We start from the raw sequence: 12,726 nt of genomic DNA, 5'->3' as shown, positions 1-12,726 counted from the left end.
CGGGTTCAATACATCGAGTGCTTGTTCTCTTCGAGCACCTGGCGCGTGACCTTGCCGCGCATCACGCGATACACCCAGCTCGTGTAGAGCAGGATGATCGGCAGGAACACGATCACCGCGAACAGCATCACCATCAGCGTCTTCTGGCTCGACGTCGAGTCCCACACGGTCAGGCTGCTGCGCGGGTCGAGCGACGACGGCATGATGAACGGGAACATCGAGAAGCCCGCGGTCAGGATCACGCCGACGATCATCAGGCCCGTGCAGAAGAACGCGGTCTTTTCCTGCTTCGAACCGGCGAGCAGCAGCGCGAGCAGGCCGCCCGCGATGCCGACGACGGGCGCCGCGATCATCCACGGATACTCGCGGTAGTTCGCGAGCCACAGGCCCGAGCCCGCGGCGACGTCCTTGAGCAGCGGGTTCGCGACCGTATCGGTCGGCGCGGCGCGCGTGATGTGGAAGCCGCCGATATACGACGCGACCAGCACGCCCGCCAGCACGAACAGCACGACCGCGAGCAGCGACGACACGCGCAGCGCGACCGACGCGCGGCGCGCGATCACGCCGTCGGTCTTCATCTTGATGAACGCGGCGCCGTGCGCGACCAGCATCGTGAGGCTGACGAGCCCGCACAGCAGCGCGAACGGGTTCAGCAGCGCCCAGAAGCTGCCGTGGTAGGTCACGCGCAGGTCGCTGTCGAACTGGAACGGCACGCCCTGCAGCAGGTTGCCGAACGCGACGCCGAACACCAGCGCCGGCACGAAGCCGCCGACGAACAGGCCCCAGTCCCAGCCTGCGCGCCAGCGCGGGTCGGGCCGCTTGCTGCGATAGTCGAAGCCGACCGGCCGGAAGAACAGCGCGAACAGCACCAGCAGCATCGCGAAGTAGAAGCCGGAGAACGACGCGGCGTAGACCAGCGGCCACGCGGCAAACATCGCGCCGCCGGCCGTGATCAGCCACACCTGGTTGCCTTCCCACGTCGCGCCCACCGTATTGACGATGATGCGGCGCTCTTCGTCGGTCTTGCCGAGGAACGGCAGCAGCGCGGTCGCGCCCATGTCGAAGCCGTCGGTGACGGCGAAGCCGATCAGCAGCACGCCGACCAGCAGCCACCAGATCAGCTTGAGAGTTGCATAGTCCATAGCGATTCCTTGTTCGGTTGCGGGGGCGCGCTCAGACGGCCGCGCGCTCGCCGGCGGCCGCCAGCTCGTGGTGATAGCGGCCGGTATGCAGCGACGACGGGCCGAGGCGGGCGTACTTGAACATCAGCTTGATCTCGATGACGAACAGCGCCGTGTAGAACGCGATGAAACCGGCGAGGCTCAGGTACAGGTCGCTCGGCGTCAGGCTCGACGCGGAAAGATGCGTCGGCAGGATGCCCGCGATGGTCCACGGCTGGCGGCCGAGCTCGGCGACGACCCAGCCGAATTCCGCGGCGAGCCACGGCAGCGGGATCGCCCACACCGCATAGCGGAGGAACCAGCGGCGGTTGTCCTGCAGCAGCTCGCGGCGCGCGCAGAACCAGAACGCGGCGATGAAGGTCGCGAGGAACAGGAAGCCGAGGAACACCATGATCCGGAACGAGAAGAACACGGGCGCGACCGGCGGAATCGTCTTCTTCGCGGCGGCCTTGATCTGCTCCGGCGTCGCGTCGACCACGTTCGGCGTGAACTGCTTGAGCATCAGCCCGTAGCCGAGATACTGCTTGTGCTGGTCGAACAGTTCGCGCGTCGCCGCGCTCGTGTCGCCTTCCTTGATCTTCTGCAGCGCGCCGTACGCGATCATCCCGCTCTGGATGTGCTCCTCGCTGTGCTTCGCGAGCTCGCGCAGGCCGATCACCGGCTCGTCGATCGAGCGTGTCGCGATCAGGCCGAGCGCATACGGGATCTTGATCGCGTAGTCGGTGCGCTGTTCCTCCTGGTTCGGAATGCCGATCAGCGTGAACGATGCGGGCGCCGGCTGCGTTTCCCATTCGGATTCGATCGCGGCGAGCTTCATCTTCTGCACTTCGCCGGTCGTGTAGCCCGATTCGTCGCCGAGCACGATCACGCAGAGCGTAGCCGCGAGGCCGAAGCCGGCCGCGACCGCGAACGAGCGCAGCGCGAAGTCGACGTCGCGCTTCTTCAACAGATACCACGACGACACGCCGAGCACGAACATCGCGGCCGTCACGTAGCCGGCCGACACCGTGTGCACGAACTTGACCTGCGCGACCGGGTTGAACAGCACGTCGAACAGGTTGGTCAGCTCCATGCGCATCGTCTCGTAGTTGAATTCGGCGCCGACCGGATTGTTCATCCAGCCGTTCGCGACGAGGATCCACAGCGCGGACAGGTTCGAGCCGAGCGCGACGAGGAACGTGACGATCAGGTGCTTGACTTTCGACAGGCGGTTCCAGCCGAAGAAGAACAGGCCGACGAAGGTCGATTCGAGGAAGAACGCCATCAGGCCTTCGACGGCGAGCGGCACGCCGAAGATGTCGCCGACGTAGTGCGAGTAGTACGACCAGTTCGTGCCGAACTGGAATTCGAGCGTGATGCCGGTCGTCACGCCCATCGCAAAGTTGATCCCGAACAGCTTGCCCCAGAACTGCGTCATGTCCTTGTAGACCTGCTTGCCGGTCATCACGTAGACGGACTCCATGATGACGAGCAGCCAGGACAGGCCGAGCGTCAACGGCACGAACAGGAAGTGGTAGAGCGCCGTGATGCCGAACTGCAGACGTGACAGATCGACGACTTCGCTACTTATCATGGTGGTCTCCCTCGGTAGAAGCGGGCGCCGGTACCGAGAGCAGCTTCTCGGCGACGGCGGCAGGCGGCAACGACATGTGTTCAGCCTGCGGATGATTGAAGAATGCGTATTTGAGCGACATCAACAGGATCAGCTTGACGATCAGCACGAGCGTGATGTCGCGGGCGAGGGTCGGCCCGCGTGCCCAGGCGCCGAGGCGCGCGCGCCAGCCGGGCGGGCCGGGCGATCTCGCAGGCGGCGGCGGATTTTTATTGATCGAGATCAAGGCAATTAATCCTGAATCGATTTACACCGAATTGGGGCGACTTTACGTCGGATTTATGACGGCCGTTAAGCTGTTTTAATCCTTTTGCGCCTGACATGCCAATTTTAAAAGGACGGCTTTGCAAAGCCGAGTGCTGCGCTGCGGCAGACCGTCGCGAACCGCGGGCCAAAGCTTGAGGTGGATCAAGCTTATGCGGAAGGTGCCCGGGAACCGCCCAAATACCCGATGAACAAGGTCAATCAACAGGCGAAAAAAAACCGCTGCCGGGCAGGCAGCGGTTTTCGATGAAGCACTCTAAATCGCCGGGAATTTATGCGTATTCGGCGAGTGCGGTGCGCATCTTTTTCATCGCGCTCGCTTCGATCTGGCGAATGCGCTCGGCCGACACGCCGAATTCCGCGGCGAGATCGTGCAGCGTCGAGCCGCCCGAGCCGTCGTCGTCGACGTGCAGCCAGCGCGCCTCGATGATGCGGCGGCTGCGCGCGTCGAGCGCGTCGAGCGCCTGCGCGATGCCGTCGGTCTGCAGCATGTCGCGCTGACGCGCGGCGAGCACGGCGGTCGGCTCGTTGTGCGAGTCGGCCAGATAGGCGATCGGCGCGTACGACTCCTCGCCGTCCTCGACCTGCCCTTCGAGCGCGATGTCGCCGCCCGACAGCCGCGTTTCCATCTCGGTCACTTCTTCGCGCTTGACGTTGAGTTCCTTCGCGAGACCGTCGATTTCCTCGGGCGTCATCGCCTGCACGCCCTTCTTGTGGCTGCGCAGGTTGAAGAACAGCTTGCGCTGCGCCTTGGTCGTCGCGACCTTCACCGTGCGCCAGTTACGCAGGATGTATTCGTGAATCTCCGCCTTGATCCAGTGGATCGCGTACGACACGAGGCGCACGTTCTGCGCCGGGTCGAAGCGCTTCACGGCCTTCATCAGGCCGATGTTGCCTTCCTGGATCAGGTCGCCGTGCGGCAGGCCGTAGCCGAGATAGTTGCGCGCGATCGACACGACGAGCCGCAGGTGCGACAGCACGAGGCGGCGCGCAGCGTCGAGGTTGTTGTCTTCGCGGAATTGGGTCGCGTACTGGCGTTCCTCTTCGGCGGTCAGCAGCGGAATGCGGTTGACGGCCTGGATATACGCGTCGAGGTTGCCAAGCTGGCCCGGCAACATCGCTTGAGTTGCGAGCGCCAGCGAGCCTGCCGATTCGGCCTTGGCCGGCGCCGGGCTCAGGGTGTTCGGAAGGGTCAGGGCGTTGCTCACTAAAAAACTCCTTTGGAATCAGGGATGAACCCCGGACTCGGATCGAGATTCCGAGGCCAATCTTAGCACTCCCGCAAGCCGAGTGCTAATTCCTTAGAGCGCGCGCGGGCATTGGAGTTCCCAGTTTTTCTATCGATTCCGGTTATCCGATAGCCAGTTCTGAGACAGGGGCTGGGTGAGCGGAGTTCCGTAAGCCGTTGTTTTGGATGGAAATCAGCAGACGCTTTCGATTTTTGTAGATTTGGAAGCAAACAATTTCGCTTCGTGATGCCGATCCGAAAAGTCCTTTACCATACCATTCAGTTCGCTCGAGCCGGGCCGCTGCGCCAGGCTCCATTCAACCCACAAAGTTGGAGTGTCAGATGAACAACAAGAAGAACCGCCGGTCGCGTAGCCGGCTTGTGCTGCACGCGATGCTGGCGGCGTCCCTGCTGGGCGGATCGGGGGCAGCGTTCGCAGACCGGTGGGGCATCCAGGCGGGCGGCGGCTTTTCCGATCGCCGCGGGATCGACATGGGCGAACTCGGCGTCGTGTGGGACCCGGGCTGGAACTGGTGGGAGATCGGCGGCTGGCACTTCTCGTTCGTGGTGGAAGGGCACGCCGGCTACTGGCACACCGGCGGCAACGTCCACAGCAGCATCGGCGAATTCGGCGTGACGCCGATGTTCCGCTTCATCAAGAGTGCCGGGCAGATCCGGCCGTTCATCGAGGCGGGCGGCGGCGTCCGGCTGTTGACGCATCCGACGATCTCGGACAATTTCTCGCTGTCGACCGCGTTCCAGTTCGCACCGGTCGCCGGCGTCGGCGCACAGTTCGGAGACCGGCAACAGTATCAGGTCGGCTACCGTTTTCAACATGTGTCTAACGCGGGTATCAAAGAGCCGAATCCTGGGGTAAATTTCCACCAGTTCTACGTGCAGTACAACTTCTGATCCCCGCACGCCCACGCACGGCGTGCGCGTTGCCGAGGAGTCAGGCGATGACGAAGGTGGTCGATGCGATCCGCGCGCTCGAGCGCGATCGGTTCCGGGCGATGGTGGACGGCGACGGCGAGGCGCTCGACGCGCTGCTGTCGGACAAGGTGTTCTACGTGCACACCAACGGCAAGCGGGAAACCAAGCAGCAGTTCATCGACGCCATCGCTGCCGGCCGCCGCCGCTATCGCCAGATCGAGATCCAGTCGCAGGACGTGCTGCCGGTCGGCGACGACACCTGCGTCGTCACGGGGCGCGCGCTGATCGAGATGGAAACGAACAACGGCGGCCTCGTGTTCCCGATTGCCTATACCGCCGTGCAGACCCACGAGAAAGGTCGCTGGCGCCTGCTGGCCTGGCAGGCGACGCGGTGCGCGACCGAGACCTGAGCGCGCGTGGCGCTCCTTTTATCGTCCCGACAGAAGCGGCCTCGTAGGCCGCTTTTTGCTGGCCCGTGCGGCGCGGATCGCGCGGCGCACGGACGGTCGCGCTCCGCTCGCTGACCGGGTGTCCCGGAGGCCGTTCGCGATCGACGCGAACCGGCCCTGAATCGCTGCGGCGCGCTCAGGCCGCCGCGCGGCGGTCGGCGCAGTGCCACGCCGAACGGTTGATTGCGCTGACGACCGCGTCGAGCGCGGCGCTCGTCGCGTCCGCGTGCACGCCGACGCCGTGCCGCAGCGGCGCGTCGCCGACGCAGCAGCCGACCGATACCGCGATCCGGCCGTCCGCCGTGCGCACGTGCTCGCACGACGCGACATCGATCGTCGCGCCGGCCGCTGCCGCGAAGACGGCGGCCGCGCGCTGCACCGCATCCTCGGGCGTCGCGTCGGCCGCGAACGCGCCGCCGATCTCGCGGTTCTGCCAGCGCGCAGCGTGGTTGTGGCGCGCGGCGGGGCCGTCGGTCTCGAAGAATTCGCGCGCAAACAGTGCGCAGATCGCATCGCCCGTCACTTCCTCGCCGGAGGCGTCGGCGAGCGTCTGCACCGCGTGGCTGAATTCGATCTGTACGCGCCGCGTCGGCGTGAAGCCCATTCCGCGTTCGAGCAGGAAGGTCGCGCCGCCCTTGCCGGACTGGCTGTTGACGCGGATCACCGCGTCGTAGCTGCGGCCGAGATCGGCCGGATCGATCGGCAGGTACGGCACTTCCCACAGCGCGTCGTCGCGCTGCTGCGCGAAGCCCTTGCGGATCGCGTCCTGGTGCGAGCCCGAGAATGCCGTGAACACGAGGTCGCCCGCATACGGGTGGCGCGGATGCACGGGAATCTGGTTGCAGCGCTCGACGACGCGGCGCACCGGGTCGATGTCGGAGAAGTCGAGGCCCGGGTCGATGCCCTGCGTATAGAGATTGAGCGCGAGCGTGACGAGGTCGACGTTGCCGGTGCGCTCGCCGTTGCCGAACAGGCAGCCCTCGATGCGGTCGGCGCCTGCGAGCAGCGCGAGTTCGGCGGCCGCGACCGCGGTGCCGCGATCGTTGTGCGGATGCACGGACAGCACGATGCTGTCGCGATACGCGAGATTGCGGTCCATCCATTCGATCTGGTCGGCGAACACGTTCGGCATCGCCGCTTCGACGGTCGCCGGCAGGTTGACGATCATCTTGTGGTCGCGGGTCGGACGCCACATTTGCGCGACCGCGTCGCACACTTCGCGCGCGAACGTCAGCTCGGTCATGCTGAAGGTTTCGGGCGAGTACTGGTAGGTCCAGTGCGTGTCCGGGCGTGCCGCCGCGTGTTCCTTGATGAGCCGCGTGCCCTCGACCGCGAGCGCCTTCACGTCGTCCTTCGACATTCCGAACACGATGCGGCGGAACGACGGGCAGATCGCGTTGTACAGGTGCACGATCGCGCGCGGCACGCCTTCGAGCGCCTCGAACGTGCGTGCGATCAGGTCTTCGCGCGACTGTACGAGCACTTCGATCGTCACGTCGTCGGGGATGCGCCGCTCGTCGATCAGCTTGCGCACGAAATCGAAGTCGGTTTGCGACGCCGACGGAAAACCGACTTCGATCTCCTTGAAGCCGATCGCGACGAGCATCTCGAAGAACTCAAGCTTCTGCTCGATGCTCATCGGCTCGATCAGCGACTGGTTGCCGTCGCGCAGGTCGGTGCTCATCCAGACCGGCGCACGCTCGATCGTGCGGTTCGGCCACTTGCGGCCGTTGATACGGACGGGTTCGAACGCTCGGTACTTGTCTTGCGGGTTGCGCTTCATCTTCTTGGCCTCGGGGCTCAAGTCGCGAGCGAAGACGGACGGCATGAGCGACGGTTGACGCTGCCTCGCACCGTGGCGCCGGATCGCGCTGCGGATGCGGATGATCTTCGCGAATCGACCGACGGATAGACGGACGAAAGCTGACGACTTCGGGTTGTAAAAACTGCGAGAAGGGTGCTGCGAGAACTGCTGGGAGGGACCGTGCGGACAGCACACGGCGCTACGACAGCCTTAGGCTAGTCGTAGCGATAGCGGCCGCGCTAGGCGGCCGGAGGTAATTCGGAGGGTGTTCGGAAAGGAACGCATGGCGACAACTCTATGCCAGGATGCCCGCGCGTGTCAAATGGTCGGAGGTGAAACCGGCCCGCGTCGCCGTGGCAGCGCCCGTCAGGGCGCGATCCGCGCGATTCGCACGATCGTCTCGACCTGTCGCGCGAGCGCCTCGGGCACCGGAACCTCGCCGCGCAGCACGGCGCCGGTCCACGCGGCGGTCGTCTCGGCATCGCGCGATTCCGGCAGCTCGACCGGCGGCGCGTCGGCCGACGAACGCTCGGCGGCGATCAGCGTGTCGCAGACGCCGTCGTGCAGCCAGTCGACCTGCACCTGGCGCCGCGTGTCGGCGACCGCCTCGCCCTCGGTGCCGCGCGCGAGCAGCGCACCGCCGAGCGCGGCATCCGGATGGTCGCGGAACAGCTGGGCGAGGCTGTCGCGGTACGGCGGATGCGTATAGTTGACGAGCCGCAGGCCCGCCGGCGCGAACGGCTGCAGCAGCTTCACGAGCGTGTGCGTCGAATTGCGCACGCCGAGCACCGCGCGCAGCGACAGCAGGCGCGCGATGCGCGGCGCCAGCGCGTCGATCGGCGCGAAGGCGACGCGGCGCTCGGCGAGCGTGTCCTCGATCGCGTCGTGCGACGTCGACGGCGCGATCGACAGCGCCGCGAAGATCTCCGCGCTCGTCACGCGGCCCGGATCCTGCGACACGCCGTGCACCAGCACCGGCACGCCTTCGCGCGCGAGCAGCAGCGCGAGCAGCGGCACGAGGTTCGGCTGCTTGCGCGCGCCGTTGTAGCTCGGGATCGACACCGGACGGAACGCGGCGTCCTGCACGTGCAGCGGCTCGAACGACGCATGCGTGGCGGCGAGCATCGCGGCCAGCTCGTCGGCGGTTTCGCCTTTCAGGCGATAGGCGATCAGGATCGCGCCGAGCTCGAGGTCCGACACGCGCGCATCGAGCATCGCGCGATAGAGCGCGAACGTGTCGTCGGCGGACAGCGCGCGCGCGCCGTGCGGGCCGCGGCCGATTTCCTTGATGAAGCGGGCGCAGGGGAACGGGGTGGCGGAATCGTGGGCAGCGGTCATCGGAGCGTGGGGCGCGGCCGGCATCGGGTCGCGCGGTGAGCGGTCAGGAATGCACCGAGTATCGCACGGGCAGCGGGCGCGCAAGCGTCGGGCCGCCGCGCGGCCGCGCTACACTCTGGTTCCCGGCGGTGCGCCGCCGGCCGAATACGACTACGAGAGACATCCCATGAAGCTCTACAGCTATTTCCGCAGTTCCGCTTCGTACCGCGTGCGGATCGCGCTGAACCTGAAGCGGCTGCCGTACGACTACGTGCCCGTGCACATGCTGCGCGACGGCGGCCAGCAACTGAAGGACGACTATCGCGCGCTGAATCCGGATGCGCTCGTGCCGACGCTGATCGACGGCGACGCGACGCTGCAGCAGTCGCTCGCGATCATCGAATATCTCGACGAAACCCATCCCGAGCCCGCGCTGCTGCCGAAGCAGCCGGTCGATCGCGCGTACGTGCGGGCGATCGCGCTGCAGATCGCGTGCGAGATCCATCCGCTCGACAACCTGCGCGTGCTGAAGTACCTGAAGCACACGCTGAAGGTGTCCGAGGATGACAAGAACGCGTGGTACCGGCACTGGATCGAGTCGGGCTTCGCGTCGCTCGAAACGCGCCTCGCGAGCGATCCGCGCACGGGCAAGCTGTGCTTCGGCGATACGCCGACGCTCGCCGACATCTGTCTCGTGCCGCAGGTGTTCAACGCGAACCGCTTTTCGATCGACACGACCGTCTACCCGACGATCCAGCGGATCGCCGACTATGCGTCGACGCTCGACGCGTTCAAGGCGGCCGAGCCCGGCGTGCAGCCCGACGCCGAGTAACGCAGCGCAGCCGCGCGCCGCGCGCTCGCGGCGCGCCGGCCCGGCCATTGAAAAAGGCGCCCGAAGGCGCCTTGTGCGTGCGGTGCGCAGCGCGGCGTTCAGCCGAGCAACGCGTCCGCGAATTCCTCGGCGCTGAACGGCTGCAGGTCCTCGACCTTCTCGCCGACGCCGATGAAGTAGACCGGCACCGGCCGCTGCCGCGCGATCGCGGCGAGGATCCCGCCCTTCGCGGTGCCGTCGAGCTTGGTGACGATCAGGCCGGTCAGGCCGAGCGCATCGTCGAACGCCTTCACCTGCGTGAGGCCGTTCTGGCCCGTGTTCGCGTCGATCACGAGCAGCACCTCGTGCGGTGCGCCGTCGTGCGCCTTCGAGATCACGCGCTTCACCTTCTTCAGTTCTTCCATCAGGTGCAGCTGCGTCGGCAGGCGGCCGGCCGTATCGGCCATCATCACGTCGATCTTGCGCGCGCGCGCGGCGCTGACCGCATCGAAGATCACCGCGGCCGGATCGCCGCTTTCCTGCTGCACGACCGTCACGTTGTTGCGCTCGCCCCAGACCGTCAGCTGTTCGCGCGCGGCTGCGCGGAACGTGTCGCCCGCGGCCAGCAGCACCGACTGGTCGAAACTCTGCAGATGCTTCGCGAGCTTGCCGATGCTGGTCGTCTTGCCGGCGCCGTTCACGCCCGCGATCATCATCACGAGCGGCTGCGCGCGGCCGAGCACCAGCGATTTCTCGAGCGGCGTCAGCAGCTCGACGAGCAGGTCGCGCAGTGCGGCCTTCACCTGCTGCGGGTCGGTCAGCCGGCCCGCGCGCACCTTCTCGCGCAGCGCGCCGAGCAGGTATTCGGTTGCGTCGACGCCCGCGTCGGACATCAGCAGCGCGGTTTCGAGTTCCTCGTACAGGTCCTCGTCGATCTTCGTGTTGACGAACACGCCCGTGATGCTCGAGCCCGTCTTCGCGAGCCCCGTCTTCAGGCGCGCGAGCCACGATTTCTTCGCGGACGCGTCCTGCACGGGCGGCGGCACGATCTCGACGGTCTCGACGACCTCGTCGCGGCCGTTATCGGTCGGCGTGACCGTCATCACGACGGCCGGGGCGGCCGGCTGGGCCGGCGCAGGGGGCGCATCGGCCGCGGGCGGCGCCGTCGGCGCGGGTGCTTCGGCCGGCGCATCGGGCTGCGGCGCGTCGGCCGATTGCGATTCCGCGGGATCGGGCTCCTGCGTTTTCTTGAATCGTTTGAAGAAGCTGAACATGGTCTGGCGTCGGGAAGAGGGCGGCTGCCGCGGGGGCGGGATGCCGGACGGGCCGTCTGCGTTCGCGCGGATGCGGCGCACGGCGGCCGAAACCGTGCATTTTATCAGGCGCGGCGGGGCGCTCGCGTCAGTGTGCGCCGCCGCTGTGGTAACGTGCGCCTGTCTGGCGGCACGCCCCCGCGCGCGCCCGTTCCCCCCGTCTCGATATTGAGTATGTCCCGTTCCCATTCCGGCCGTTCGTCGGCCTCCTCCAGTCGCGGCAAGCCGCATACGGTCCGCATCATCGGCGGCGACTGGAAACGCACGCCGCTCGCGGTGCTCGACCTCGACGGGCTGCGCCCGACGCCCGATCGCGTGCGCGAAACCCTGTTCAACTGGCTCGGCCAGGATCTGGCTGGCCAGCGCTGCCTGGACCTGTTCGCGGGCACCGGCGCGCTCGGCTTCGAGGCCGCGTCGCGCGGCGCGGCGAGCGTCGTGATGGTCGAGCGCCATCCGCGCGCCGCGCAGCAGCTGCGCGCGATCCGGGACAAGCTCGGCGCGCGCACGGTCGAGATCGCCGAGGCCGATGCGCTGCGGCTCGCGGCCGGCCTCGCGCCGGGTGCGTTCGACGTCGTGTTCCTCGACCCGCCGTTCGGCGACGCAGCCGTGTTCGCGCGCGCGCTGGCGCTGAGCGCGCCGCTCGTCGCGGCGGGCGGCGCGCTGTACGTCGAGAGCGGCGCGGAGCTCGACCCGGCCGCACACGAAGCGCTCGCGGGCTGGCAGGTCGTGAAGCGCGGCAAGGCCGGCGCGGTTCACTATCATTTGCTGCGGCGCGAAAATGATGAATAATGCGCGTTCCATACGAGGCGGCGCGCTGCAAAGGCGACGCATGCCCATCTCTGCAGCGGCGTGCGCGTTGCGCGGCTGCATTCCCGTTTGCGTGATGACAGGAGGAGCGACATGGTAGTCGCCGTGTATCCCGGTACGTTCGATCCGCTGACGCGCGGGCACGAAGACCTCGTGCGGCGTGCGTCGAGCATTTTTGATACGCTGGTCGTCGGGGTTGCCGACAGCCGTGCGAAGAAGCCGTTCTTCTCGCTGGAAGAACGTCTGAAGATTGCGAACGAGGTGCTCGGCCACTATCCGAACGTGAAGGTGATGGGGTTCAAGGGCCTGCTGAAGGACTTCGTCCGCACCAACAACGCGCGCGTGATCGTACGCGGCCTGCGCGCGGTATCCGATTTCGAATATGAGTTCCAGATGGCGGGGATGAACCGCTATCTGCTGCCGGACGTCGAGACGATGTTCATGACGCCGTCCGATCAGTACCAGTTCATTTCGGGGACGATCGTGCGCGAAATCGCGCAGTTGGGTGGCGATGTCAGCAAGTTCGTGTTCCCGTCGGTGGAGAAATGGCTGACCGAGAAGGTCGCCGCGATGGGAGGCCCGGCCGCGTGAGGCGGCGCCGGCCGGTTTCGACGGGAAGCCGGCCGCCGGCCTGAAGAAGCGAGATCAGTATGGCTTTGATGATTACCGACGAGTGCATCAATTGCGACGTGTGCGAGCCCGAGTGCCCGAACGGCGCGATTTCGATGGGCCCGGAGATCTACGTGATCGACCCGAACAAGTGCACGGAGTGCGTCGGCCATTTCGACGAGCCGCAGTGCCAGCAGGTGTGTCCGGTCGAATGCATTCCGCGCGATCCGCAGCATGACGAATCGCACGCGCAATTGATGGAGAAGTACCACGCGCTCTGCGGGGAATCGAAGTAAGCGCGCAAAGGCGCCGGCTTCGATCCACAGCCGCCCGCCGCGACGGGCGGCGATGCACGGCAGAGCAGGCGACACGCCGGCGCGCGTCGCGTGACACCCTTC

13 protein-coding genes are annotated in these 12,726 nt (G+C 66.5%); 6 read left to right on the top strand and 7 right to left on the bottom strand.

Annotated features, from left to right (window positions below):
* Positions 1 to 5: 5 nt before the first annotated feature.
* From cydB to rpoH, 4 genes are all read right to left on the bottom strand, one after another.
* A complete protein-coding gene (cydB, locus tag WS57_RS32910) occupies positions 6 to 1,142 on the bottom strand; it encodes a cytochrome d ubiquinol oxidase subunit II (RefSeq protein WP_009695140.1) in 1,137 nt (378 codons plus the stop codon).
* A 31-nt stretch (positions 1,143 to 1,173) separates the two neighbouring features.
* Positions 1,174 to 2,754 carry a cytochrome ubiquinol oxidase subunit I gene (locus WS57_RS32905; protein WP_069245337.1) on the bottom strand — a complete coding sequence of 527 codons (1,581 nt, stop codon included), beginning with the start codon at positions 2,752 to 2,754 and terminating at the stop codon, positions 1,174 to 1,176.
* Complete coding sequence (cydP, locus tag WS57_RS32900) at positions 2,744 to 3,019, bottom strand: cytochrome oxidase putative small subunit CydP (protein WP_009695142.1); 276 nt, start codon at positions 3,017 to 3,019, stop codon at positions 2,744 to 2,746. Before cydP ends, WS57_RS32905 begins: the two co-directional genes overlap by 11 nt.
* A 310-nt stretch (positions 3,020 to 3,329) precedes the next feature.
* Complete coding sequence (gene rpoH, locus WS57_RS32895) at positions 3,330 to 4,265, bottom strand: RNA polymerase sigma factor RpoH (protein ID WP_009695143.1); 936 nt, start codon at positions 4,263 to 4,265, stop codon at positions 3,330 to 3,332.
* A 362-nt stretch (positions 4,266 to 4,627) separates the two neighbouring features.
* Between rpoH and WS57_RS32890 the strand changes: the two genes are divergently transcribed.
* Both WS57_RS32890 and WS57_RS32885 read left to right on the top strand, forming a co-directional pair.
* Positions 4,628 to 5,197 carry an acyloxyacyl hydrolase gene (locus WS57_RS32890; RefSeq protein ID WP_009695144.1) on the top strand — a complete coding sequence of 190 codons (570 nt, stop codon included), beginning with the start codon at positions 4,628 to 4,630 and terminating at the stop codon, positions 5,195 to 5,197.
* A 47-nt stretch (positions 5,198 to 5,244) separates the two neighbouring features.
* Entirely contained in the window at positions 5,245 to 5,628 is a 384-nt protein-coding gene (locus WS57_RS32885) for a nuclear transport factor 2 family protein (RefSeq protein WP_009695145.1), read from the top strand.
* A gap of 175 nt (positions 5,629 to 5,803) precedes the next feature.
* Here WS57_RS32885 and leuA read toward each other — a convergent pair whose 3' ends face one another.
* Together leuA and ybiB are read right to left on the bottom strand one after the other, a co-directional pair.
* Positions 5,804 to 7,450 (bottom strand): 2-isopropylmalate synthase, encoded by a 1,647-nt coding sequence (gene leuA, locus WS57_RS32880; RefSeq protein ID WP_069245336.1) that lies wholly within the window; start codon positions 7,448 to 7,450, stop codon positions 5,804 to 5,806.
* A gap of 387 nt (positions 7,451 to 7,837) precedes the next feature.
* Positions 7,838 to 8,809 carry a DNA-binding protein YbiB gene (gene ybiB / locus WS57_RS32875; protein ID WP_069245510.1) on the bottom strand — a complete coding sequence of 324 codons (972 nt, stop codon included), beginning with the start codon at positions 8,807 to 8,809 and terminating at the stop codon, positions 7,838 to 7,840.
* 166 nt (positions 8,810 to 8,975) lie between these two features.
* On the opposite strand from ybiB, the gene maiA reads away from it, so the two are divergent.
* Positions 8,976 to 9,620 (top strand): maleylacetoacetate isomerase, encoded by a 645-nt coding sequence (gene maiA, locus WS57_RS32870; protein ID WP_009695235.1) that lies wholly within the window; start codon positions 8,976 to 8,978, stop codon positions 9,618 to 9,620.
* A 98-nt stretch (positions 9,621 to 9,718) separates the two neighbouring features.
* Here maiA and ftsY read toward each other — a convergent pair whose 3' ends face one another.
* Positions 9,719 to 10,873 carry a signal recognition particle-docking protein FtsY gene (ftsY, locus tag WS57_RS32865; protein ID WP_059512664.1) on the bottom strand — a complete coding sequence of 385 codons (1,155 nt, stop codon included), beginning with the start codon at positions 10,871 to 10,873 and terminating at the stop codon, positions 9,719 to 9,721.
* A 213-nt stretch (positions 10,874 to 11,086) separates the two neighbouring features.
* On the opposite strand from ftsY, the gene rsmD reads away from it, so the two are divergent.
* The 3 genes from rsmD to WS57_RS32850 all read left to right on the top strand — a co-directional run bounded on the left by rsmD (position 11,087) and on the right by WS57_RS32850 (position 12,624).
* Positions 11,087 to 11,701, top strand: a complete 615-nt coding sequence (gene rsmD, locus WS57_RS32860) for a 16S rRNA (guanine(966)-N(2))-methyltransferase RsmD (protein WP_059512667.1) — start codon at positions 11,087 to 11,089, stop codon at positions 11,699 to 11,701.
* 111 nt (positions 11,702 to 11,812) lie between these two features.
* Positions 11,813 to 12,310: a pantetheine-phosphate adenylyltransferase gene (coaD, locus tag WS57_RS32855; RefSeq protein ID WP_006398238.1), complete on the top strand. Its 498-nt coding sequence runs from the start codon at positions 11,813 to 11,815 to the stop codon at positions 12,308 to 12,310.
* 59 nt (positions 12,311 to 12,369) lie between these two features.
* Positions 12,370 to 12,624 (top strand): YfhL family 4Fe-4S dicluster ferredoxin, encoded by a 255-nt coding sequence (locus tag WS57_RS32850; RefSeq protein WP_040128236.1) that lies wholly within the window; start codon positions 12,370 to 12,372, stop codon positions 12,622 to 12,624.
* The last annotated feature ends 102 nt before the right edge of the window (positions 12,625 to 12,726 follow it).

The sequence above is a fragment of the Burkholderia pseudomultivorans genome (genome assembly GCF_001718415.1).
Taxonomy (GTDB): domain Bacteria; phylum Pseudomonadota; class Gammaproteobacteria; order Burkholderiales; family Burkholderiaceae; genus Burkholderia; species Burkholderia pseudomultivorans_A.
This window is presented reverse-complemented; position numbering and strand designations above follow the sequence as displayed.